This window comes from Methylobacterium sp. ap11, assembly GCF_900110515.1.
GTDB classification, from domain to species: Bacteria; Pseudomonadota; Alphaproteobacteria; order Rhizobiales; family Beijerinckiaceae; genus Methylobacterium; species Methylobacterium ajmalii.
In genome coordinates this window covers 44,015-65,862 of sequence record NZ_FOEB01000030.1, presented here as the reverse complement: position 1 = coordinate 65,862, position 21,848 = coordinate 44,015, and the positions used below count along the sequence as shown (strand labels likewise).

The window sequence follows — 21,848 nt, the reverse complement described above, 5'->3', positions numbered from 1 at the left end:
AGGGAATGTTCATGCCTCCCACGATGGGGAGGACGGATCAGACCATCATCGGCCCGAGGCGATCCACCGCCATCCACGCAAAACGAGCAAGAACCCGATTGGTGGACACCGAGGGCGCTTTCGCGTGAGGTGTGTTTGCCATGCCGAGAACCCGTCCCCCGTACCCGGTGGAGTTCCGCCGCCAGATGGTCGAGTTGGTCCGCGCCGGGCGCGATCCGACCGGCCTTGCCCGTGAGTTCGAGCCGTCGGCCCAAGCCATCCGCAACTGGGTGGCCGAGGCCGATCAGTTGGAAGGCCGCCTGGAGACGAAGCCTCTGGAGACGAAACCTCCTGCTACTGAGGCTGCCCTGTCGGCGAGCGAGCGTGATGAGCTGCTTCGGCTGCGGCGCGAGAACCGTCAGTTGAAGCTGGAGCGCAAACCGAAGGTCGGCGAAGCCACATCCTCTCTCGCGCGACAGCCTGGTTTGCGCGCGAGACCGGAGTTCTGCCGTCGAGATCTTCCGGTTCATGAGCGCGAACCAGGCGCACTTCCCGATCGCCGCCCCACCGCCCCGCCCACAGAACAGGGGGAGGGGTAGATGCCGCGCGCCCGAGCGGCGCTCGCCGAGCGCCCACTGCCGCTGCCAACCTCGCGCTTGCTGACCCGGGCCGAGGCGGCGGCTTACCCCGGCCTTGGCGCCACCGCGCCGCTGCCGGTCACCCCGAAGCGTGTCCGGTCGGGAAAGCAGGGACTGCGCTACGACGCAGATGCGTCAACTCGGTATCGACACGCGCACGATCGCCGGCATGCTCGGCCAGGAGACCGAGGGCATGACGGCGCACTACTCGCGCGAAGCCGACCTCGAACCGAAACTCCGAGGAGTGGTCGTCAAACCGGATCAGGAGAACAGAAAACGCACGAAGGCTGTCTAATCCGGCGGACGGGCGTGTCTGACTACCGCACCATGTCGCCTGAAAATCAAATCTAAGCACTTGAAACTATTAGTGGCTGGGGGACGAGGATTCGAACCTCGACTAACGGAGTCAGAGTCCGCTGTTCTACCGTTAAACTATCCCCCAACGAGGCGGTGGCTGCTTCGGGTCCAGAGGAGCGTTCCGTCTGGCCGGGCTGGCCGGTCACCGCCTGCGGTGCGGTGCTGATAGGCTGGTTCGCCGGACCGGTCAAGGCCTTCTTGCGCGTGCCGTCCCGCCGGGGCGACGGCCCGAGGATGGGGATGGGAGCGGGGCAAGGCCCGCAAGGTCTCGGCCGGTCCGTATGCGGGCGCGATCGCGTCACGGTCGGGGGCCGAACGGTGACGGGGCGGTCGCGGGCGGACAATACGCAGGGCGATCACGGACGCGACCGCGGCCCGACCGGTCGCGGGCGGTCGTTGACCGGTCCCGGCCCCGAGGAGGATGATCGCGATACACAACTTTTCCTTGAGGGCTGCGGAGTTTCACTTGATGACTGCGCGTTTCGCCCGATATGCCTGGACGACTCGGACGATGCCGGGTTGCTCAGATCGGGGTGGAAGCTCGTGTCGGACGTCAACCTGGAGCAGCAGACTGAATTCGTCGGCCTCGCGGCCGACATCGTCTCGTCCTATGTGGCGAACAACAATCTTCAGGTCGCGGAACTGCCGGCTCTGATCGCCTCGGTGCACGCGTCGCTGACGGCGCTCGGCCGGCCGGCCGAGGCGCCGGTCGAGGAGACGCGGGCCACGCCGGCGCAGATCCGCAAATCGGTCACCCCCGACCACCTGATGAGCTTCATCGACGGCAAGCCCTACCGCTCGCTCAAGCGCCACCTCACCTCGCAGGGCATGACCCCCGCCGAGTACCGCCAGAAGTTCGGCCTGCCGCACGACTATCCGATGGTCGCGGCGAGCTACGCCGCCCAGCGCTCGGCCCTGGCCAAGAGCCTGGGCCTCGGGCAGCGACGCCGCGACGCCGCGGCGGCCGCCCGGGAGGAGGCCGTGCAGGAAACCGCGCAAGAGGCGCCCCGGGCCGAGGCCGCCGTCGAGGCGGCGCCGGAGAAGCCCACCCGCCGCCGGTCGCGCAAGGCGGCCGAGTAGGATGGAGCTCGCCAATCCCTGGCGTCAGCCGCGGGGGCGGCGGCTGCCGTCGCGCGAGCGGATGCTGCTGCTCCTGACCGGGGGCGCGATCGGGACGGTCGGCATCGTGCTGTCCGGCGCCGAGCTGCTGGGGCATTGGCTCGGATGACCGGTCGGCCGCACCGGCGCGCGGGCGTGGCCGGCCTCGTCCTCGCAGGCCTCGTTCTGGCAGGGGCGCCCGCCGCGGCGCGGGAGACGGGCGCGGCGCCCGCCGCCGCGGCCATCCGGGCCTGCACCGGCAAGGCGCTGCCCGAGTACCGCAAGGGCGCCTGCCTCGACGATGCCGCCAAGGCGCTGCGCGAGCGGCTCGCGGCGGCCGTGGAGCGCAAGCTCGCCGCCATCGCGGCGGTGGCGACCCGGCCTCCGAGCCCCGGGAGCCTCGCCGGCCGCGAGGATGCGGAAAACTGGCGCAAGGCGTTCCAGGCGGCGCAGGCCGCCTGGGAGGAGTACTTCCGGCGCCACTGCGACAGCCTCTACGACTTCGACTACCATGGCGGCTCCGCTGCGGGGCAGCTCGCCTCGGAATGCAAGATTCGGCTGCTCGCCGCCCGGATCGACGAGATCGGGGACGGGGCTGCGCGCCGCGACGGAGCACGCCGATGACGGCACCGCTGACCTTCGAGGACGACGTCGAGGCGCGGCTGGGCGCCCTCGAGCTGATCGTCGCCGCGTTGCTGCGCGAGCGCATCGCCCGGGACCCGGACGCCCGAGAGGCGGTGCTGGAGGAAGTTCGGCGCGAGGCGCGGGTGCCGGTTCCGCCGACCCCGAAGACCGAGGCGGCCCTCGCCAAGGCGCTCGCCCTCGCGGAGATCATCCTGGCGCCCTGACGGGCGCAGTTCGGCGCCCTGACGGACACGGTTCGGCGCCTCCACCGATCCGTCGGTCCGGACGGAAGAAGGGCCGGTCCTTTCGGGCCGGCCCTTCCTGTCCTGTACGCCATCGCGCCGGGCTAGACCGCCCGCTCGCGAGGGCGATTCAGGCGTCAGTAGCCGTAGCCGTAGCCGTAGGACACGCAGGTCCCGTAGGCGTCGTCGTAATACGCGTAGGGACCGCAGCCGGCGTAGGATACGCCGTAGCCGCCGCCGTAACCGCCGTAATAGCCGACGTTCGAGAGCCCGTAGCCGAGCCCGAGACCCAGGCCGACCCCGGCGAGGCCGTAGCCCAGGCCACGCCCGTAGCCGCCGCGATAGCCGTAGCCGCGATACCCGCCATAACCGCCGCGGTATCCGCCGAACCCGACGCCCCGGTAGCCGCCGCGGTAACCGCCGAGGCCGCCCCGGTAGCCGGCCCCGAGGCCGACGCCCCGGTACCCACCGCCGAAACCCGCGCCCCGGAAGCCGCCACCCAGGGCACCGCCGCGGAACCCGGCCCCGCCGAAGCCGCCCCGGAAACCACCGCCGCCGAAGCCGCCACCGCCTAACCCACCGCCATGGAACCCACCGCCGCCGAAGCCACCGCCGCCGAAGCCACCGCCCCGGAAGCCGCCGCGGGCATCGGCCCCGGCGGTGGACAGGGCGAGGGCGCCGGCCGCGAGGGCGGATGCGAGAACGAGATGCCTCATGGCACCATCTCCTGATCGTGAAGAAAGGGTTTCCTTCAGGGCCGGACAACGCCGGGCCGCTGGGGTGGTTCGGAGCCCTTTCGTCGCGCCTTCCCGGCTCGCGGGTTCGTGACCCGGCCGGTGCCGCCCCGGGGACGCGCCCCGGACCGGCGCGCCGCGCCGGGATCCGCCCTCTATCCCCGATGCGTGACCCGCGGCTCGCTCAAGGAGGGCCAGGGCCGCGCCGCCTCGAAGGCGCGCGATGCCGCGAGCACCCGGGCGTCGGCCCCCATCGGGCCGACGATCTGCAGGCCGACCGGCAGGCCTGCTTCCGTCAGCCCGCAGGGCACGCTCGCCGCCGGCTGGCCGGTGAGGTTGAACGGGTAGGAGAACGGCGTCCAGTTCAGCCAGTCGTCGCCGAAGGCCCCGCCCGGCGGCGTCAGGTTGTCGGCCGTGAAGGCCGGGGTGGCGAGCGCCGGGGTGAGGAGCAGGTCGTAGGTTTGATGGAACCGCGCCATCGCGGTGAACAGGGCGCCCCGGGCGTTGAGGGCGGCGACGAAGTCCGGCGCCGAGATCTGCCGCCCGCGCTCGGCCGCCGCCCGCAGGGCCGGCTCGACGCGGTCGCGCTGGTCCTCGGGGATCCCCCGCAGCACGCACCAGGCCCCGACGAGCCAGACGCCGTTGAGGGTCTCGACCGGGTCGGCGAAGCCCGGATCGGCCTCCTCCACGGTGGCGCCGAGATCCGCGAAGGCCTTGGCCGCCGCCTCGGTCAGCCGCGCCACCTCGGGGTCGATGCCGGTGGCGTAGCCGAGGCGCGGGCTCCAGGCGATCCGCAGGCCCCGCACCCCGTCCTCGAGGCCGGCGAGGTAGTCCGGCGGCTCGCCGAGCGCGGCCGCCATGTCGCGGGAATCGGGGCGGGCAATCGCCCGCATCATCAGGGCGGAATCGCGCACGCCCCGGGTCATCGGGCCGAGATGCGCCACCGGCCCGAACGGCGAGGGCGGGAAGGCCGGCACCCGGCCGAAGCTGGGCTTGAGCCCGTAGATGCCGCAGAAGGCCGCCGGGATGCGGATCGAGCCGGCCCCGTCGGTGCCGATATGCAGGAGCCCGAGGTTGAGCGCCGCCGCCGCGGCGGCCCCGGCCGAGGAGCCGCCGGTGGTCTTCTGCGTGTCCCAGGGGTTGCGGGTCGGCCCGGTATGGGTCGAGTCGCCGAGGCCCTTCCAGCCGAATTCCGGCATCGTGGTCTTGGCGAGCGGGATGGCACCGGCCTCGATCAGGCGGTCAACGATCGGGGCGTTCTCGGTCGCCGGAGCGTCCGAGGTGGTGAGGGAGCCGCGCCGCATCGGATGGCCGGCCCAGGCGATGTTGTCCTTGACCGTGAAGGTGAGGCCGTCGAGGGGGCCGCGGGGCTCGCCCTTGGCCCAGCGCGCCGCGGAGGCGGTGGCCGCTGCCAGGGCGCCGTCGCGGTCGACGAGCACGAAGGCGTCGAGATCCGGGCCGTGCCGGTCGATGCGGTCGAGGGCGTCGGCCACCACCTCCCGGGGCGACAGGGTGCGGTCGCGATAGGCGTGCAGCGTGGCGGTGCCGTCGAGGTCGCGGATCTCGGTCATCGAATCTCCCTCTGTCGCGTCACGCCGCCGGGTAGGTGCGCCCCTTCCAGGTGGCGACCCCCGCCCGGCGCGGGCGCAGGAGCGCGTTCCATTGCAAGGCCAGCGCCAGCGCCACGGTGAGGGGATGGAGCGCGATCGTCCAGGGGTCTTCGCGGGTGGCAAGCGTGATCGCCGCGCGGGTGGCGAGCGACAGGGAGAGCGCGGCCGCGGCGAGCGGCAGGCTGCCGGCGCCCAGCAGCGCCGCGATCACGAGGAGAAGCGGCAGGACGTGGCCGCCGCCGAGCAGCAGGGTCCAGACCGGGAGCGCCCGGGGCGTCGCCATGCCCTCGTGGGCGTTCTTCGAGAAGCCGGCCCAGGCCTGGGAGAAGTCGGTGTACATCCGGCAGGTGGCCAGCTCGGTCGCCGCCACGAGGTCGGTGGAGAGGCCGGCGCCGCGGAACAACCGGGCCAGGCGCACGCCGTCGTGCAGGCACCCGCGGATCGCCCCGTGGCCGCCGACCCGGCGATAGGCCTCGGCCTCCACCATCACGATCTGGCCGCAGGCCGCGCCGAGGCCGGGATCGGTCAGCCGGCGCATCAGCGGGATCGGCAGGTAGCCGAGGAGCACGAAGTTGATCATCGGCACGGTCAGGCGCTCGCCCCAGGTGCCGGTGACCTGCCGCGGCACGCCGCTCACCAGGGCGGCATTCGCCGCCGCGCCCGCCAGCGCCGCGGCGCCGCCGGGGGCGAGGCGCACGTCGGCGTCGATGAACAGGAGGTGACGCCCGGTCGCGGCCTGCCCGAGGACGTGGCAGGCGTGGTTCTTGCCGGTCCAGCCCACCGGCAGGGGCGGCACCGCGATCAGGCGGAGCCGGCAATCGCGCGCGGCGATCTCGGCGACGATCGCCGCCGTCGCGTCGGTCGAGTGGTCGTCGGCGACGATCACCTCGATCGGGACGCCGGTGCCGGCGAGCGCCGCCTCCAGGGTCGGGCGGATGTTGGCGGCCTCGTTGCGGGCCGGGATCAGGATCGACACGAGGCCGTCCGGCGCCGGTGCCTCCGAGGGCCGGCGCAGGGCCAGGAGGTTCGTCATCGCGAGGACGGCCGGCAGCAGCGCCAGGGCCAGGGCGAGGACGTCCAGGGCGAGGCAGGCCAGGATCGTCACGGCGCCCGGCCCTCCCGGTGGCCGGCGACGAAGCGGCGCCCGGTCAGCATCGCCGTCAGCCGGTGCCAGGCGTCGTAGACGCCGCCGACGCCGCGCCGCCCGTCGACGAGCGGGGTGAAGCGGGCGGGATCGCGGCTGCGCACGTCGGCGCCGAGGCGGTCGAGGGTCGCGGTCAGGTCGGCCTCCAGGCGGGCGAGGCGCTCCGGGCGGGGCAGGGCGAGGAGGTCGCGGGCGGGCACCGCCGGCCCGAAGGCGGCGCAGGCTTCCGCCCCGCGCTCCTCCCAGAAGGCGTAGTCGAGGGCGAGCGGCACCACCAGGGCGTCGGGGGCCAGCTCGGGCAGCCGCGCGACGCCGGGGCGCAATCCCAGCGGCCGCTCGCGCACGTCGCTGAAGCGCCCTTGCGCGGTGATCCACATGACGCGCCCCGGCCGCTCCAGGATCCTGCGCGAGGCGGCCATGAAGGCGGCGGCACCGCGGGGCGAGTCGAGGTCGACCCCGAAGGCGCCCATGCGGGAGAAGATCCGGTAGCGGGCGAGCATCGCGGCGTCGAACGGCGCGTAGCTCTCGGCCTGCGGATAGAAGCGCTGGGCGAGCAGGATGATGATCGCCGCGTCCCACCAGGCCGGGTGGTTGCAGTAGATCACCACCGGCCCGGAGGCGGGGAGCGCCGGCGGCGCCCCCCAGCCGGCGATGCGCACGGCGTTGAGGTGGCGCCGCGCGAAGCGGGCGAAGTACACGCCCATGAAGCGCCAGATGGCGGGGGAGCGGGCGGCGACCGGATCGGGCGGCAGACCGCGCCCGGGCGGGCGGGCCCGCCCGCTCACGAGGCCGCCTTCAGGTCCTCGGCGGTGCCCCGCGCGTCCTGGTCGAGGGCGTCGGCGGCGATCCAGCCCGACATCATCACCATCGGCATGCCCGGCCCCGGATGGGCGGCGCCACCCGCGAGATAGAGGCCCTGCACCTCCCGCGAGCGGTTGCCGGGCTTGAACGCCCCCATGATCCGGCCGTGGGAGGCCAGGCCGTAGATCGCGCCGTTCAGCACCTTGTAGCGCGAATGGATGTCCGCCGGGGTCAGGTGGCGCTCGACGACGATGCGGTCCTCGATGTCCGGCATGCCGGCGGTGCGCTTCAGCTTGTCGAGGATCTTCTGCCGGTAGGCCGGCAGCATCTGCGACCAGTCGTGGTGCGGGCGGAGGTACGGCGTGTGGACCAGCACGTAGAGCGCCTCGCCGCCCTCGGGCGCCACCGACGGGTCGGTGACGCTGGGTGCCGCGAGATAGGCGGTCGGGTCCGGCGCCGGCTCGCCCTTGCGGTAGATCGCGTCGAACTCCTCCTCGGGGTCGCGCGAGAACACGAAGTCGTGGTGGGCGAGGTGGTCGTAGCGCTTGTTGAGGCCGAGATACAGCACGACGCCCGAGCAGGCCGGCTCGAAGCTGCGCTTCTCGTAAGTGCGCCCGACCTCGCCGCCGACGAGCTCGCGGTAGGTGCGCACCGCGTCCATGTTCGAGATCACGCGGTCGTACGGCACCACGCCGCCGCCGACCCGCACGCCCTTGACGGCGCCGTTCTCGATCGCGACGCCCTCGACGTCGCTGTTGGGCTTCAGGGTCGCGCCGAGGTCGCCGGCGAGCTTCATCAGCCCCTCGGCCACCGCCCGGGTGCCGCCCATCGGGTACCAGACGCCGTCGGCGGTCTGCATGTGGGCGATGGCGCAGAGCACCGCCGGCGCGCCGTAGGGCGAGGAGCCGACATACTGCACGAAGTGGTCGAGCATCTGGGCGAGGCGGGCGTCGCGCACCTTGCCCCGGATGGTGCCGGCGACCGAGGCGTGCATGCGCAGCGAGAGCACGTCGCGCAGGGTGCCGGGATTGAGGTTGGCGCGGATGTCGATCGTGTCGAACAGGTCCTGCACCGGCTTCCAGAAGAAGAACTTTTCCGAGACGCCGTGCAGGTGCTCGGAGAGAGCCAGGAAGCGCTTGTAGCCCTCGCCGGCCTTCTGGCCGGGGGCGAAGCGGTCCATCTCCGCCGCCATCGTGGCGACGTTCTCCATCAGGTCGATGCGGCTGCCGTCGTCGAAGAAGCAGCGCCATTGCGGATCGAGCCGGCGCAGGTCCATGTAGTCGCGCACCGAGCGGCCCGACTCGGCGAAGATCCGCTCGAGCACCCGGGGCACCGTGAGGATCGTCGGCCCCATGTCGAACCGGAAGCCGCCCTCGTGCAGGACCGCGGCCTTTCCGCCGATCCAGGCGTTCTTGTCGTAGAGGGTGACGTCGTGCCCGCGCGAGGCGGCCACGCAGGCCGCCGCCAGACCGCCCAACCCGCCGCCGACCACCGCGACCGAGGACCCCGCCATCACGCTTCTCCCGAGCGGGCGAGAGCGCCCGTTCCCGACAAGCTAGGCTCGGGGAGAGGCGGGTCAACGCGCGGGCCTCGGCGCAAGTTGCCGCGCCGGAGGCATGCCGCTCGGTCAGGGACCCCGGGACGACCGGGCGGGTTGACCCGCCAGAAGCGGCCCTGCGGCCGCACCGGAGACCCGCCGCCATGAAGACCGTTCTTCATAAGACGCCCCTCGTCCTCGCCGGCCTCCTCGGCCTCACCCTCGCCGGCCCGGCCTTCGCCCAGCAGGCCCTCGACATCACGGTGAGCCCGCGCGCCGCGCCGGCCGATCCGCTCTCGACCGGCAGCGTCCGGCCGCTGCGCCCGAACCCGAACGTCACGCCGAGCAACCCGATGGGGGTCGTCGGCTTCGACGGCCCGCCCGGCGGCACCACCAGCGTGATCGGCGACGACGGGCCGCTCGCCCCCGGCTCGCCCGCCGCGACCCCGGACGCGCCCTTCGCCCGGCCGTGAGGCGGACGACTCGGAAACCCGTGGCGAGGTCAACCGGCCCGCGACGTTTTCGCTGGGGATCCGGTTGACTCGTCACCGCGCCGCCGGGTAAGTCACGCGCCTCCGCACGGGCGGTGCTCCGCATCGCCCGGCGTCGGCGTTCGCCCAGGGTGGCCTCCATCCCGGACGGGCGCCGCGAGCCCGTTTTTCCATCCGCGCCCGGGCGTTCCGGCGCACCGACGTGAGACCAGACCGATGAAGATCCGCAACTCGCTGAAGTCGCTCCGCGGCCGGCACCGTGACAACCAGCTCGTGCGCCGCAAGGGCCGGGTCTACGTCATCAACAAGACCCAGAAGCGCTACAAGGCCCGCCAGGGCTGAGGCGTGGGTGGCCTGCTGCGGGGGATACCGCGGCAAGCCATCGCGTTGACGGGACCGCACCGGCGCCGGACAGTGCCGGCATGCGCCGTCTCTCTCTCTCGATCTGCATGACGGCCGGCCTCCTCGGAGCGCCGGCCTTCTGCGTTCTGGCGACCGCCCCCGCCGCGACGGCGGCCCCCGAGGCGCCCCGCAAGGAGGCGCCCAAGGAGGCCCCGAGGGCGCCCGTCACCCTCGACGACCTCTTCGCCCGGCTGAAGGCGGCCAAGGACGACGGCGAGGCCCGCGGCGTCGCCCAGCTGATCGAGCGCCGCCTCGACCGCTCGGGCAGCGACACCGTCGACCTGCTGGCGAGCCGCGCCGCCGAGGCGATGCAGGCCAAGGACTATCCGCTGGCCGTCGAGCTCCTCGACCGGGTGACGGTGCTGGAGCCGGGCTGGGCCGAGGGCTGGAGCCGGCGCGCCACCGCCTTCTTCCTGCTCGAGGACCAGGCGAGCGCGCTCGCCGACCTGCACCGCACCCTCAGCCTGGAGCCGCGCCACTTCGAGGCCTGGGCGGCGCTCGCCCACATCTACATGGCGAGCGACGACAAGGGCCGGGCGCTCGCCGCCTTCCGCCGCGCCGAGGCGATCTATCCCCGCATGGGCAAGGTCCACGAGGCGATCGAGCGCCTCGCCCCCGACGTCGACGGCCGCGACCTGTGACCGACCGGCCGCCGCGCCGGTCCAGAGGACGGATCTCCCGCGTGCTGACCCTGATCGCCGGCCTCGTCGCCGGAACCGTGCTGGCGCTCGTCGCCGCGGGCCTGCTGGCGACCTGGATCATCACCCTGGTGGTCGAGGCGCGCTACCCTCCGGCGGGCCGCCGGGTGGCGGTCGAGGGCGGGCACCTCGCGGTCATCGAGGCCGGCCCGGGCGAGGGGGCGCCGAGCCGCGGCACGGTGGTGCTGCTGCACGGGGCGTCCGCCAACGCCATGGACCCGATGCTGGCGATCGGCCGGCGGCTCGCCGGCGACGGCTTCCGGGTGCTCTCCTTCGACCGGCCCGGCTTCGGCTACAGCGACCGCATCGCCCCTGACGCCGCCTCGCCGGCGGTGCAGGCCCGGCTGATCGCCGAGGCGCTGGCGGCGATGAAGGTCGGCCCCGCCCTGGTCGTCGGCCATTCCTGGTCCGGCGCGCTCGCCACGGCGCTCGCCCTCGACTTTCCCGAGCGCGTCGCCGGTCTGGCCCTGCTCGCCCCCGTGAGCCATCCCTGGCCCGGCGGCTCGGTCGGGGGCTACGCCGCTTGGTACCGCTCGCTGCCCGGGCGGATGCTGCTGAACCTCGCCACCTACACGGTCGCGGCGCCGCTGGGCTTCGCCACCCTCGACCGCTTCGCCGAGGTGGTGTTTCGCCCGCAGGGGCTGCCCGCGGGCTACCTCGACGGGGCGCGGGTGCCGCTGATCCTGCGCCCCTCGACCTTCGCGGCGAATCTGCGCGACCTCGACGGGCTCTACGCCTTCCTGGAGCGGCAGAGCCCGCGCTACCCCGCCATCACCGCCCCGACCGTGATCGTCGCCGGCGACATCGACCCGGTGGTGAAGACCGACATCCACGCCCGCGCGCTCGCCCGCGAGGTGCCCGGCGCCCGGCTCGTGGTGCTGCCGGGGGTCGGCCACATGCTGCAATACATCGCCGCCGACACGGTGGTGGCGGAGATCGAGGCCCTGGCGGCGCGCGAGCGGGTGGGGGCGGACTAGCGCATTTTCCGACGAAGTGGAAACCAGTTCGTCGGAGAAAATGCGACAAAACAAATACTTAGAGAGCTCGCGATTGCAACGCGATCGTGGAGCGCTCTAGCCCCCGATCCCGTCGCGGCTCTTCGCGCGGCCCGGTCACGCCTTCGCGGCGTGCTCCGGCGTCACGGTGGCGATGCGCACGAGGTTCGTCGCGCCGGGCGTGCCGAAGGGCAGGCCCGCCACCACGATCACCCGGTCGCCGATGCCGGCGAAGTTCTCCCGCACCGCGAACTTGCAGGCGCGGAACGACATGTCGTCGATGTCGCTGGCGTCGTTGGTGACGATCGGGTGGGTGCCCCAGGCGAGCGCGAGGCGCCGCGCCGTCTCGCGCTTCGGGGTCAGCGCGATCACGGTGGCGTCGGGCCGGGCGCGGGCGAGGCGGAGCGCCGTCGAGCCGGAGGCGGTCCAGGCCATCACGGCCTTGAGCCCGAGCGTGTCGGCGATCTGGTGGGCGGCGGCCGCGATGGCGTCGGAGGCGGTCGATTCCGGCTGGTTGCGCTGGGCCGCGATGATCGACCAGTAGATCCCGTCGCGCTCGACCTGCTGGGCGATGCGGTCCATGGTCGAGACCGCCTCGACCGGGAACGCGCCCGACGCGCTCTCGGCCGAGAGCATCACGGCGTCCGCCCCCTCGTAGACCGCGGTCGCCACGTCCGAGACCTCGGCCCGGGTCGGTACGGGAGCGGAGATCATCGATTCGAGCATCTGCGTCGCCACCACCACCGGCTTGCCGAGGCGCCGCGCGCCCCGGGTGATGCGCTTCTGCACGCCCGGCACCTGCTCGAGCGGCATCTCGACCCCGAGGTCGCCGCGGGCGACCATCAGCCCGTCGGCCACCGCCATGATGGCGTCGAGCGCCGTCACCGCCTGCGGCTTCTCGATCTTGGCCATCACCAGGGCGCGGCCCTGCGCCACCGCCTTGACCTCGGCCACGTCCTCCGGCCGCTGCACGAACGACACCGCGATCCAGTCGGCGCCCGCGGCGAGGCCGGCCTCGAGGTCGAGGCGGTCCTTCTCGGTCATCGCCGCGACGGGGATGGTGGTGTCGGGCAGCGACACGCCCTTGCGGTTCGAGATCTTGCCGCCGGTCACCACCCGGGTCACCGCCCGGCCGGGCGCGACCTCGGTGACGACGAGGCGCAGCTTGCCGTCGTCGACGATCACCGCGTGGCCGGGCTCCAGCGCCGACAGGATTTCCGGATGGGGCAGGTGGACCCGGGTCGCGTCGCCAGGCGTCGGGTCGTCGTCGAGGACGAAGTCCCGGCCGTTCTCGATCATCGCCGCGTCGGCGGCGAAGCGCCCGACCCGGAGCTTGGGGCCCTGGAGATCGACCAGCACGGCGATCGGCCGCTTCAGCTTCTGCTCGATGCTCCGGATCGTCGCCACCCGCTCGCTCAGCCGCTCGCGCGGCAGGTGGCTCATGTTGATGCGAAACACGTCGGCGCCGGCGGCGAACAGCGCCTCGATCACCGCCGGATCCTCGGAGGCCGGGCCGAGGGTCGCGACGATCTTGGTGCGGCGGGCGCGCTTCATGGGGGTGTCGTCCGAGGGTGTGCGATGGGCGGAGGATGGACCGTACGGAAAGCCGGTCGGGGGCCTCGGGTCAATTGGCGATTTTGGGTCGGGGCAGGGGTGGGCGATGGGTTAAGATCGTGTGAGCAGCCCGATGGTCGTCTCGTCCACCTCCGAAGGAAAGGAATGCCTATGCCCCCCATCGCGAAGGCAGACGCGAATCCTCCCACTTACACGCACGAGGACTGGGATGCCGTAGATTCTCCCGAGCTAACGGACGAGGAACTGGCCCAGCTGCGTCCTGCCCACGAAGTCCTCCCCCCGGAGGTGTACGCGGCCCTCCCGAGCCGCGGCGGCCGGCCGAAGTCCGAGCGGCCCAAGCAACTCGTGAGCCTGCGCCTCGACCCGGACGTGGTCGAGACCTTCAAGGCGACGGGGCCGGGCTGGCAGACCCGGATGAACGCGGTGCTGGCGGAGGCGGCGCGCAAGTTGCGCACGGATCGAGCCTGGTGATGCATCACCGCACCTAAGGGAAACGCTCCTCCCGAAACCATTCCATCGACAGAGGTCTCGAGAGATCCAAGGGGAGCGACCAGCCGCCTTGACAATGTGGGACCTTATCGCGTCAGCGGCACGGCTGTGATGAACCGCATGGTCGCGGGCGGGTAGATCTCCCAAACGGTACGCAAGGGCATCTCGCGCCCATCAGGAGCAGTGACCGTTCCCTCGAACACGATCCTGGGCGGCCCTTTCGGCGGTATTCGTCTCACCCCGGGAAAGTTGGCGATAGCGTGCTCGACCAGAGCATCGGCGAGCACGCTCGGCGCGTGGCGCGAGAAACCGAACCCAACCAGAAACTTCTCCTTGGACGCACCGTCCTCGTGATCCGGATTGAGGAGAAACGACAGGATCTTGGGCGCGTCGATCACCCATTCGACGGCGACGTCGGGTCCGTTCAACGCGGTGCGAGCCCGATTCGCTTGATGTGCTGCGGCTCGACCGTCGCCAGCGCGCCGACAGGCTTGGAAAACTCCACGACATAGGACGAGCCGCCCTCGTGGACGCTGACGATCGTGCCCGTTGCTCCTGCCGGGATCGTGTCTCCGTCGTCGCTCACCACGGCGGCCGTCAACGCGACCCGGTCAAGGTCCCGCAGGCCCTGATGAGGAGCTTTCCGACGAAACCGATAGGCGAATTCGAGCGACATGGCGACGAGGGTACCGGCTGCTCGCGTGATTGCAAGCGAGGCGCGGACGGCACGGGTCCGAGGGGGCCATGCTCGGCGATGTAGCGGCAGTCGATCTCCCGCGCCCGCCGGACGCACGCCCTCCGGCCGAGTTCGGTGCAAGCTGGGCGCGCTTGGCGTTTCATAGCGTCGAACGGTACGCCTGTATTCCGCACCCGTTCCAGAGGTCAGTCGGCCACGAAATCCATCACTCTACCCTACCTCACGGCCCCGCCCGCCCCGGATCGGTCAGCTGGATCGTCCAGCTCTTCTGCTCGCCCGTATCGACCTCGAAGAAGCCGTTGCGGTCGTAGCCGCGGGCCAGGCAATCCTCGACGCCCCGGATGGTGAACTCGCGGTCGCGGGTGCACATCAGCGAGCGGCCGCTCCACTCGCCGCCGCGGTCGTAGTCGACCGCGAAGACGTAGTAGTAGCGGGCGGCGAGCGCGCCCTTGAGCAGGGTCTCGCAGCCCTTGGCCGAGAGGTTCCACCAGCCCTCCGTCACCCAGCCGCCGGAATCCCGGTAGCCGAGCGCGATGCCGATGCGGCTGCCGGTCATGTTGCACATCCGCAGGTCCGCCCGCGCCGGCCCGGCGCCCATCAGGGCGAGGAGCGGGAGCGAGAGCAGCGCGGCGCGGCGGAGGGAGGGGAGGTCAGCCAACCAGGATGATGCGGAGGTCATTGACGTTGGTGCGGGTGGGCCCGGGGCGGACGAGGTCGCCGATCCGGTCGAAGAACGGGGTCGAGTCGTTCTCTCCCAAGCTCGCCCGCGCGTCGAGCCCCGCCGCCGCCGCACGGGCCAGCGTCGTGGGGTCGATCATCGCGCCGGCCGGGTCGGTGGCCTCGCCGCGGCCGCCGTCGGTGCCGTCGGTATCGGCCGAGAGCGCCGCGATGCCGGTGGCGCCGTCCAGCGCCAGGGCGAGCGCGAGCGCGTATTCCTGGTTCGGCCCGCCCTGGCCCTCGCCCCGGATCGTCACGGTCAATTCGCCGCCGGAGATCAGCGCCACCTTGCGGCCCGCAGCCGCCATCTCGCGGGCGAGCGCCGCGTGCGCGGCCGCCACCTCGCGAGCCTCGCCCTCGAGGTCGGCCCCGAGCAGCACCGGCTCGTAGCCGGCCGCTTGCGCCGCCGCGGCGGCGGCCTCGATGGCCTCGACCGGTCGGGCGATGATCCGGAACTCGCTGCGGGCGAAGGCCGGGTCGCCGGGCTTCGGGCTCTCGTTGGCGGGGTCGTTCAGCAGCGCCTCGGCGGAAGCGGGCAGGGGGATGCCGCGGCGGGCGCAGATCGCCCGCGCGTCGGCGAGCGTCGTCGGGTCCGGCACCGTCGGGCCCGAGGCGATCACCGCGGGGTCGTCCCGGGGCACGTCGGAGATCGCCAGCGTCAGGATGCGGCCGGCGTTGCGGGCGGCCCCCGCCAGGCGCCCGCCCTTGATCCGCGAGAGGTGCTTGCGCACGCAGTTGATCTCGTCGATCGCCGCGCCCGAGCGCAGGAGCGCCCGGGTGATGCCCTGCTTCTCGGCGAGCGTCAGGGCGCCCGCCGGCGCGATCCAGTTGGCCGAGCCGCCGCCGGAGAGGAGCACCAGCACGAGGTCGTCGGGACCGGCGGAAGCCGCGAGGTCGAGCGCCCGCTGCGTCGCCGCGATGCCGGCCTGGTCCGGCACCGGGTGGCCGGCCTCCACCACCTCGATCACCCCGGCCGGCTCGCCGTAGCCGTGGCGGGCCACCGCCAGCCCGGCGATGCGGGCCGGGTCGACCCCTTGCGCCCGGTAGTGCCGCTCGGCGAGCGCCGCCATGCTGGCCCCGGCCTTGCCGGCGCCGAGGATCACCAGCCGCCCGGCCGGCACGGGGGGCAGGTGCGGCACCAGGCAGCCGCGCGGATGGGCGGCGGTCACGCCCGCGTCGAGCAGGCGCAGCAGCAGGGCGCGGGTCTCCGGGTCGGGTGTCTCCGAGGGGGAGGCGTCTCGGTGGGAGGCATCGGTCACGGGGGGCGGCTCCTCTCTGGGCGGCGGTCACGCCGGGCTTGTGGTCATGCTTCGGACCGGCTTCGTGCCGGCCTCGTTCTCGTCTGTTAGAGTGAGGTCGCCCGGGCGCGCCGCGGCCGCGCGACCGCGATGCCGGCCAGGATCAGGCCGCCGCCGAGCCCCTGCAGGGGGCCGAGCGCCTCGCCGAGCACGAGCCAGGCCAGGAGCGCGGCGGCGATCGCCTCGAGGAAGATCACCAGGGATGAGAAGCCCGCCGGCAGGCGCCCGAGCGCCACCGAGAGCAGCCCCTGGCCGCCGGCATGGCTGATCAGCGCGAGCGCCACGAGGGCGGCGGCGGCCCCCGGGGAGCGCGGCAGGACCGGCCGGGTCTCGAGGACCGCGACCGCGCCGAGGAGCACGAGCGCGGTGACGCAGGAGGCCACGAAGGTGACCCGGGCGGCGCCCATTCCCCGGGCCCGGGCGCGCTCCACCGTCAGGAAGTAGAGGGCGAAGAAGAGCGCGGTGATCACCCCGTCCCGGTCGCCGGCGAGGCGGCTCGGATCGACCTGGACCGACTGCCCGACCAGGGCGGCCCCGCCGAGGAGGCACAGCGCCAGGCCGGCGAGCGTGCGGCCGGCGGGCCGGCGGCGCAGGCCGATCCAGGCGAACAGCACCACGAAGACCGGCGCCGTGGTGGCGAAGAAGGTGGCGTTGGCCACCGTGGTGCCGAGGATCGCGAGGTGCCAGAACAGGAGGTCGCCCGAGAAGGCGAGGCCGGCGAGCAGCGCCGAGGGGGTGACGCCGCGGCGCAGGTGCGGCGCCCGCGCCTCCTCCCAGCGCATCCAGCCCCAGAGCACCGGCAGCGCCAGGGCGACGCGCCAGAACGCGCTGGCGAACGGCCCGACCTCCGGGCTGACCACCCGCACCAGGACCGGCGACAGGCCCATCGCCACCGCGCCGGCGACGAGGGCGGCGAGCGCCGGGCCGAGATCGGCGGCAGCCGGCGGGCCGGCGGCCGGGGCGCCGGCGGCGAGGTCGGGCAGGGGGGTGCGGGACATCGGCGGGCCTTCGCGCAGGGCGCTCCCGGGGCGGGGGAATCGTCGGTCGCGTCCGTCACTATGGCAAGTCGCGCCCGGCGTCACCGTGGCGCACCGATGGAGGCCGCCCCGCCATTTGGGTATGGAGGAGGGCCGGATCCCGCCGCGCGCCCTCGGGCGCGGCCGGGCTCCTCCCTCGTCTCCCCCCAAAAGACCGATCGCCCGGATGACCGCCGCTCCTTCCCCCCGCCACCCGCCCCAGCCCGTCGAGACGGTTCCCGGCGATCCCGGGTGCGGCCTGCTGCTCCTGTGCGACCACGCCTCGAACGCAGTGCCGCCGGACCTCGACAACCTCGGCGTCGCCGCGCCGCATTTCGAGCGGCACATCGCCTACGACATCGGGGCGGCGGCGGTGACGCGCGCGCTCGCCTGGCGTCTCGGGGCGCCGGCCCTGCTCACCACCTTCTCGCGCCTGATCATCGACCCCAATCGCGGCCGCACCGACCCGACCCTGGTGATGCGCCTCTCCGACGGGGCGATCGTCCCGGGCAACGCGCGGATCGGGCCCGACGGCGTCGCCGAGCGGCTGGCGCGCTTCTACGATCCCTACGACCACGCCATCGACGCCGCGGTGGCGGCCGCGATGGAGGCCGGCGCGCCGCCCGCCATCGTGACGGTGCACAGCTTCACCCCGGCCTGGCGCGGGGTGGCGCGGCCCTGGCAGGTCGGCATCCTGTGGGACCGGGACGACCGCCTCGCCGGCCCGCTGATCGCAGGGTTGCGCGCCGATCCGGCCGGGTTCACGGTCGGCGACAACCAGCCCTATGGCGGCGGCCTGCCGGGGGACACGATCGACCGCCACGCCATGGCCCGGGACCTGCCCAACGCCCTGATCGAGATCCGCCAGGACCTGATCGGCGACGCGGCCGGGGCGGAGGACTGGGCCGCGCGTTTCGCCGCCCTGCTGGGGCCGTTGGTCGCCCGCGCTTGACCGGACGGGCGCCCGCCCCGACTTCCCGTTCGCACTGGCTGAGAGGAACTTCCGATGGACGGCATCGACGACACCACGCGCACCGAGCTCGAGGCCGCGGTCTTCCGCCGCCTGGTCTCGCACCTGCAGGGGCGCACCGACGTGCAGAACATCGACCTGATGAATCTGGCGGGCTTCTGCCGCAACTGCCTGTCGAACTGGCTCAAGGACGCGGCGGATGCCCGCGGCCTGCCCCTCACCAAGGACCAGAGCCGCGAGCACGTCTACGGCATGCCCTACGACGAGTGGAAGGCGCGCCACCAGAACGAGGCGACCCCCGAGCAGGCGGCATCCTTCGCGGCGCGGGCGGAGAAGCACTGAAGATTTCTGCCCGCGCCGGGGGGAGGGCGAGGCGCTCCGGACCCTCGTCCGTCCCCGGCCGCGCAAGAACTCGGTAAGGTTGCGCATCTATCAAGATCCGGGAAGGCGTGCCGCGAAGGCCGCCATCCGTCAGTGGGTTGGGGTGCCTGATGGCCGCGTCCGCCCGCGGCGGCACCGGACCCGTCGGCAAGGAGATTCGTGAATGAACGCGCACAGCATGCCGGATGCCGACGTCGCCTCGTCGGGCGTCGCCGCCGAGGAGCTCAAGCAGTTCATCGAGCGCATCGAGCGCCTGGAGGAGGAGAAGGCCGGCCTCCAGGGCGACATCAAGGACGTGATGCTGGAGCTCAAGGGCCGCGGCTTCGACGTGAAGGCGGTCCGCACCATCCTGCGCCTGCGCAAGAAGGACCATTCGGAGCGCCAGGAGGAGGAGGCCATCCTCGAGCTCTACATGCAGGCCCTCGGCATGGCGTAGGCCCCGCACGGGACCTCGGGACCCGCGCCGCTCCGGCTCGCCGGACGAGCATCGGCCTCTACCGGGGTGGTCGCGATACGGGCGCGGGTTGGCGTCTCCCTGCGAGCGTGGGGCGGGGCCGACCCGCGCCCGTTCGCGTTCGGGCCGAACCCCGTCGCACATCGGGCGCTCACCGCCGGATCACCCCGCCGATACGCCCGCGCGGGGAACCGGCGCCGCGGGCCCGGACGTTTGGCACGGATGGAGACCGCGATACCCACGATGCCCGACGCCACCCCTCGTGCCGCCGCGCCCGCCGGCACGTCCTCGGCGGCCGAGGGCTTCCGCTACGCCGACCTCGCCCCGGCGACGGACTTCCTGAGCGTGCTCGACGACGCGCAGTACCGCCCCGTGCCGGACGGCTGGTGGGTGGCGGTCACCGACGTGGTCGATTCCACCGCCGCCATCGCGGCGGGGCGCTACCGGGCGGTGAACTTCGCCGGGGCGGCGGTGATCGCCGCCCTGCGCAACGCGCTCGACCGGCGCGAGCTGCCCTTCGTGTTCGGGGGCGACGGGGCGAGCGTCCTGATCGCGCCCGACGAGGAGGCGGCGGCCCGGGCGGCCCTCGCCGCCACGGTGGCCTGGGCCCGCGACGCGATGGCCTTGAGCCTGCGGGCCGCCCTGGTGCCGGTCTCCGAGATCCGCGCCGCCGGCCACGCCGTGGAGGTGGCGCGCTACGCGCCCTCGCCGGACGTCGCCTACGCGATGTTCATGGGCGGCGGCCTCGCCTATGCCGAACGGGTGCTCAAGCGCGGGCTCCATGCCGTGGCACCGGCGCCGCCCGGCACCCAGCCGGACCTCACCGGCCTGACCTGCCGGTTCGAGCCGGCGCGCGCCCGGCACGGGCTGATCCTGTCGGTCCTGGTGGTCGCGGCCGAGCGCGCCGACCGGACGGCGGCCCGCGCGGCGATCGCCGACGTCGTGCGGCTGGCCGGCGAGGCGCCGGCCCGCGGCCACCCTCTGCCGCCGGGCGGGCCGCGCCTGCGCTGGCCGCCGCCGGGCCTCGCCCACGAGGTGCGGGCGCGAGGACCGCTCAAGGGCTCGCTGGCTCTGCGCCGCCTGCATGTCCTGGGCACGACGCTGGTCGGCCACCTGATCTTCCGCCTCGGCCTGCGGCTCGGCGGCTTCTCGGCGCCGCGCTATCTCGACGAGCTGGTCGCCAACACCGATTTCCGCAAATACGACGACGGCCTGCGCATGACCCTCGATTGCAGCCCCGACCTCGCGGCGCGGATCGAGGCGCGGCTGGAGGCGGCGGAGGCGGCGGGCTTGGTGCGGTTCGGCCTGCACCGCCAGGGCGCGGCGCTCACCACCTGCATCACCCCGGTGGCGGCGTTGCGCGACCACGTCCACTTCGTCGACGGCGAGGACGGGGGCTATGCCCGGGCCGCCCAGGCGCTGAAGGCCAAGGATGCCCTGAGGGCCGAGGATGCCCTGAGGGCCAAGGACGGCGTGAAGGCCAACGATGGCGTGAAGGCCCCGGACGCCGAGGGCACCGCTCGGGCCGAAGACGCCTTGAAAACCGGGGACGCGGCGAGCACCCTCGTCGACGGCGTGCCGCCCGTGGCCGAATCGGCCGACGCCGCCATGCGCGGGGCGGCGGTTTGAGGCGGGAGCGTGGCCGCAGTCTTTCGCGGGCTGGCGATCGGTCGCATCCCACCCTTGCGTCATGAGAAGGGACTTGGTGAGGAGACTCGCCGTATATCCCGCCTTTCCGATTCGAACTGGAACGAGCCCTTTTGGAAATGAACGACGCGGTGTGGACGGCTGAGGCGACCGAGAAGGCGGTCGCGCTGTGGATCGAGGGACATGACCCGGCGGAGATCGCCGGCGTGATCGGCACGTCGGTGGCCGACGTGATCGGCCGGGTGGCGCAAGCCGCCCTGGCGCGCCAGCAGGCCAAGGCAGCCGCGCAGACGGCGGCCGCCCAGCCCAAGCCGGAAGCCCCGGCACAGGCCGTCGCTCCCGCGAAGGCGGAACCGGCCGTCAAGGTCGAGCCTGCCCGGAGCGAGCCCGCGAAGGTCCAGGCCGGCGCCGAGCCCGCCAAGGCCGCTCCCCGGATCCTGCCGTCGCGGATCCTGCCCTCCACCCTGCAGCCCGCCGCGGCCGCCCCCGCCAGGGTGCTCGTCTCCAAGGCCGAGCCCACCCGGGCCGAGCCTGCAAAGGCCGTCCCGGCGGCCGCCGCGAAGCCGGCCCCCGCCAAGGCGCCGCAGGACAAGCCGGCGGCCAAGCCGGTCGTCGCCAAAACCGTCGCCGACAAGCCCGTCCCGGCCAAACCGCCCGCCGAGCCCGCCCGCGCCGAGGCGCCGGTGATGAGCGCGCGCGCCCTCGAGGAAGCCACCCGGGCGTTCCTCGCCGCCAACAAGGCGCCGGCGCCGGCCCGCAAGGCCGCGCCGGTCGCGCGGGCCGCGAGCCCCGTCGCGGCGAAGCCCGCGGCCGCCGCCGCGCCGGTCGTCAAGCCGGCCGCCCCGCAGCCCGAGGCGCCGCGGGCGCAAGCCCCGCTGCCGCGCGCCGTCGAGGCGCCGGCGGTTCGCGAGCCCGCCTTCCAGGACCCCGCCTTCCAGGAGCCCGCCGCGGCGCCGGTGCTGATGGCGCCGCCGTCCGAGGGCAGCGTCGTCGCCCTGCCGATGTCCCGCCGCGTGCCGGCGGCCGCGGCCGATGGCGGCGAGGGCGTGCTATTCCTCAAGGCCGGCCTCCTCGACTGCACCTTCCCGCTCTGGGCCGACGGCGACGGCACCGCGATCGAGACCAAGCGCGTCTGCGGCTGCCGCGTGCTCACCGGCAAGCGCTGGTGCCGCACCCACTACGCGACGGTGTTCGAGCCACCGAAGCGCCCGATGCGGGCGGCCTGACCCGGATCCGGGCCCCGCGGGGCCCGGT

General features: G+C 73.5%; 27 protein-coding genes and 1 tRNA gene. 16 read left to right on the top strand and 12 right to left on the bottom strand.

The features are described from left to right. Nucleotides 1-185: 185 nt before the first annotated feature. Both BMX97_RS32465 and BMX97_RS33220 read left to right on the top strand, forming a co-directional pair. Nucleotides 186-578 carry a hypothetical protein gene (locus BMX97_RS32465; protein ID WP_177202384.1) on the top strand — a complete coding sequence of 131 codons (393 nt, stop codon included), beginning with the start codon at nucleotides 186-188 and terminating at the stop codon, nucleotides 576-578. 169 nt (nucleotides 579-747) lie between these two features. Beyond that, nucleotides 748-912, top strand: coding sequence for a hypothetical protein (locus BMX97_RS33220; RefSeq protein ID WP_177202383.1), 165 nt, complete (start codon nucleotides 748-750; stop codon nucleotides 910-912). Nucleotides 913-985: 73 nt separating this feature from the next. On the opposite strand, the gene BMX97_RS28660 is transcribed toward BMX97_RS33220, so the two are convergent. Then, nucleotides 986-1,059: transfer RNA gene (locus tag BMX97_RS28660), tRNA-Gln, on the bottom strand. Nucleotides 1,060-1,517: 458 nt separating this feature from the next. On the opposite strand from BMX97_RS28660, the gene BMX97_RS33975 reads away from it, so the two are divergent. Genes BMX97_RS33975 through BMX97_RS28645 form a run of 4 tightly spaced genes read left to right on the top strand, consistent with a single transcriptional unit; the run spans nucleotide 1,518 to nucleotide 2,920 of the window. Continuing rightward, nucleotides 1,518-2,054 carry a Ros/MucR family transcriptional regulator gene (locus BMX97_RS33975; RefSeq protein ID WP_244538691.1) on the top strand — a complete coding sequence of 179 codons (537 nt, stop codon included), beginning with the start codon at nucleotides 1,518-1,520 and terminating at the stop codon, nucleotides 2,052-2,054. Nucleotide 2,055: 1 nt separating this feature from the next. After that, a complete protein-coding gene (locus BMX97_RS33215) occupies nucleotides 2,056-2,202 on the top strand; it encodes a hypothetical protein (RefSeq protein ID WP_177202382.1) in 147 nt (48 codons plus the stop codon). A 26-nt stretch (nucleotides 2,203-2,228) separates the two neighbouring features. Then, nucleotides 2,229-2,696, top strand: coding sequence for a lysozyme inhibitor LprI family protein (locus tag BMX97_RS28650; protein WP_244538690.1), 468 nt, complete (start codon nucleotides 2,229-2,231; stop codon nucleotides 2,694-2,696). Then, nucleotides 2,693-2,920 (top strand): hypothetical protein, encoded by a 228-nt coding sequence (locus BMX97_RS28645; protein WP_060846191.1) that lies wholly within the window; start codon nucleotides 2,693-2,695, stop codon nucleotides 2,918-2,920. The genes BMX97_RS28650 and BMX97_RS28645 overlap by 4 nt, the downstream gene beginning before the upstream one ends. Before the next feature lie 155 nt (nucleotides 2,921-3,075). Here the strand turns inward: BMX97_RS28645 and BMX97_RS28640 are convergent, their stop codons facing one another. The 5 genes from BMX97_RS28640 to crtI all read right to left on the bottom strand — a co-directional run bounded on the left by BMX97_RS28640 (nucleotide 3,076) and on the right by crtI (nucleotide 8,743). Next, the gene (locus BMX97_RS28640) at nucleotides 3,076-3,654 is read right to left on the bottom strand and encodes a hypothetical protein (protein ID WP_091754557.1); all 579 of its coding nucleotides are present in this window, start codon (nucleotides 3,652-3,654) and stop codon (nucleotides 3,076-3,078) included. Nucleotides 3,655-3,827: 173 nt separating this feature from the next. Then, entirely contained in the window at nucleotides 3,828-5,243 is a 1,416-nt protein-coding gene (locus tag BMX97_RS28635; protein ID WP_091754556.1) for an amidase, read from the bottom strand. A gap of 19 nt (nucleotides 5,244-5,262) precedes the next feature. Then, nucleotides 5,263-6,387, bottom strand: coding sequence for a glycosyltransferase family 2 protein (locus tag BMX97_RS28630; protein ID WP_244538689.1), 1,125 nt, complete (start codon nucleotides 6,385-6,387; stop codon nucleotides 5,263-5,265). Continuing rightward, nucleotides 6,384-7,130, bottom strand: a complete 747-nt coding sequence (locus BMX97_RS28625; RefSeq protein ID WP_177202386.1) for a lysophospholipid acyltransferase family protein — start codon at nucleotides 7,128-7,130, stop codon at nucleotides 6,384-6,386. The genes BMX97_RS28630 and BMX97_RS28625 overlap by 4 nt, the downstream gene beginning before the upstream one ends. Before the next feature lie 77 nt (nucleotides 7,131-7,207). After that, on the bottom strand, nucleotides 7,208-8,743 hold the full coding sequence (crtI, locus tag BMX97_RS28620; protein ID WP_091754554.1) for a phytoene desaturase family protein: 1,536 nt from the start codon (nucleotides 8,741-8,743) through the stop codon (nucleotides 7,208-7,210). 185 nt (nucleotides 8,744-8,928) lie between these two features. On the opposite strand from crtI, the gene BMX97_RS28615 reads away from it, so the two are divergent. From BMX97_RS28615 to BMX97_RS28600, 4 genes are all read left to right on the top strand, one after another. Beyond that, nucleotides 8,929-9,237 carry a hypothetical protein gene (locus BMX97_RS28615; RefSeq protein ID WP_091754553.1) on the top strand — a complete coding sequence of 103 codons (309 nt, stop codon included), beginning with the start codon at nucleotides 8,929-8,931 and terminating at the stop codon, nucleotides 9,235-9,237. A 234-nt stretch (nucleotides 9,238-9,471) separates the two neighbouring features. After that, the gene (gene ykgO / locus BMX97_RS28610; protein ID WP_012334921.1) at nucleotides 9,472-9,597 is read left to right on the top strand and encodes a type B 50S ribosomal protein L36; all 126 of its coding nucleotides are present in this window, start codon (nucleotides 9,472-9,474) and stop codon (nucleotides 9,595-9,597) included. Nucleotides 9,598-9,677: 80 nt separating this feature from the next. Beyond that, entirely contained in the window at nucleotides 9,678-10,298 is a 621-nt protein-coding gene (locus BMX97_RS28605; protein ID WP_091754552.1) for a tetratricopeptide repeat protein, read from the top strand. Nucleotides 10,299-10,339: 41 nt separating this feature from the next. Next, nucleotides 10,340-11,332: an alpha/beta fold hydrolase gene (locus BMX97_RS28600; protein WP_244538688.1), complete on the top strand. Its 993-nt coding sequence runs from the start codon at nucleotides 10,340-10,342 to the stop codon at nucleotides 11,330-11,332. A gap of 135 nt (nucleotides 11,333-11,467) precedes the next feature. On the opposite strand, the gene pyk is transcribed toward BMX97_RS28600, so the two are convergent. Beyond that, nucleotides 11,468-12,904, bottom strand: a complete 1,437-nt coding sequence (gene pyk, locus BMX97_RS28595) for a pyruvate kinase (protein WP_091754550.1) — start codon at nucleotides 12,902-12,904, stop codon at nucleotides 11,468-11,470. A 165-nt stretch (nucleotides 12,905-13,069) separates the two neighbouring features. Between pyk and BMX97_RS28590 the strand changes: the two genes are divergently transcribed. Beyond that, a complete protein-coding gene (locus BMX97_RS28590; protein WP_091754549.1) occupies nucleotides 13,070-13,396 on the top strand; it encodes a BrnA antitoxin family protein in 327 nt (108 codons plus the stop codon). A gap of 104 nt (nucleotides 13,397-13,500) precedes the next feature. Here the strand turns inward: BMX97_RS28590 and BMX97_RS28585 are convergent, their stop codons facing one another. The 5 genes from BMX97_RS28585 to BMX97_RS28565 form a co-directional block, all read right to left on the bottom strand. Then, nucleotides 13,501-13,842 carry a DUF6883 domain-containing protein gene (locus tag BMX97_RS28585; RefSeq protein ID WP_091754548.1) on the bottom strand — a complete coding sequence of 114 codons (342 nt, stop codon included), beginning with the start codon at nucleotides 13,840-13,842 and terminating at the stop codon, nucleotides 13,501-13,503. Then, nucleotides 13,839-14,090 carry a DUF4926 domain-containing protein gene (locus BMX97_RS28580; protein ID WP_091754547.1) on the bottom strand — a complete coding sequence of 84 codons (252 nt, stop codon included), beginning with the start codon at nucleotides 14,088-14,090 and terminating at the stop codon, nucleotides 13,839-13,841. Before BMX97_RS28580 ends, BMX97_RS28585 begins: the two co-directional genes overlap by 4 nt. Nucleotides 14,091-14,331: 241 nt before the next feature. After that, the gene (locus BMX97_RS28575; RefSeq protein ID WP_082742742.1) at nucleotides 14,332-14,709 is read right to left on the bottom strand and encodes a DUF1036 domain-containing protein; all 378 of its coding nucleotides are present in this window, start codon (nucleotides 14,707-14,709) and stop codon (nucleotides 14,332-14,334) included. Between the two features lie 52 nt (nucleotides 14,710-14,761). Further along, on the bottom strand, nucleotides 14,762-16,087 hold the full coding sequence (locus BMX97_RS28570) for a glycerate kinase type-2 family protein (protein WP_091754546.1): 1,326 nt from the start codon (nucleotides 16,085-16,087) through the stop codon (nucleotides 14,762-14,764). Nucleotides 16,088-16,173: 86 nt separating this feature from the next. Further along, nucleotides 16,174-17,124 (bottom strand): DMT family transporter, encoded by a 951-nt coding sequence (locus tag BMX97_RS28565; RefSeq protein WP_091754545.1) that lies wholly within the window; start codon nucleotides 17,122-17,124, stop codon nucleotides 16,174-16,176. Nucleotides 17,125-17,329: 205 nt separating this feature from the next. Here BMX97_RS28565 and BMX97_RS28560 point away from each other — a divergent pair, with 205 nt between their 5' ends. The 5 genes from BMX97_RS28560 (at nucleotide 17,330) to BMX97_RS28540 (ending at nucleotide 21,820) form a co-directional block, all read left to right on the top strand. Further along, complete coding sequence (locus BMX97_RS28560) at nucleotides 17,330-18,094, top strand: N-formylglutamate amidohydrolase (RefSeq protein WP_091754544.1); 765 nt, start codon at nucleotides 17,330-17,332, stop codon at nucleotides 18,092-18,094. 54 nt (nucleotides 18,095-18,148) lie between these two features. After that, nucleotides 18,149-18,454 carry a DUF1244 domain-containing protein gene (locus BMX97_RS28555; RefSeq protein ID WP_091754543.1) on the top strand — a complete coding sequence of 102 codons (306 nt, stop codon included), beginning with the start codon at nucleotides 18,149-18,151 and terminating at the stop codon, nucleotides 18,452-18,454. A gap of 217 nt (nucleotides 18,455-18,671) precedes the next feature. After that, entirely contained in the window at nucleotides 18,672-18,929 is a 258-nt protein-coding gene (locus BMX97_RS28550; RefSeq protein ID WP_236012505.1) for a DUF2312 domain-containing protein, read from the top strand. Nucleotides 18,930-19,190: 261 nt separating this feature from the next. Beyond that, nucleotides 19,191-20,576 carry a DUF3095 domain-containing protein gene (locus BMX97_RS28545; protein ID WP_091754542.1) on the top strand — a complete coding sequence of 462 codons (1,386 nt, stop codon included), beginning with the start codon at nucleotides 19,191-19,193 and terminating at the stop codon, nucleotides 20,574-20,576. 137 nt (nucleotides 20,577-20,713) lie between these two features. Continuing rightward, on the top strand, nucleotides 20,714-21,820 hold the full coding sequence (locus BMX97_RS28540; RefSeq protein ID WP_091754541.1) for a GcrA family cell cycle regulator: 1,107 nt from the start codon (nucleotides 20,714-20,716) through the stop codon (nucleotides 21,818-21,820). Nucleotides 21,821-21,848 lie beyond the last annotated feature (28 nt).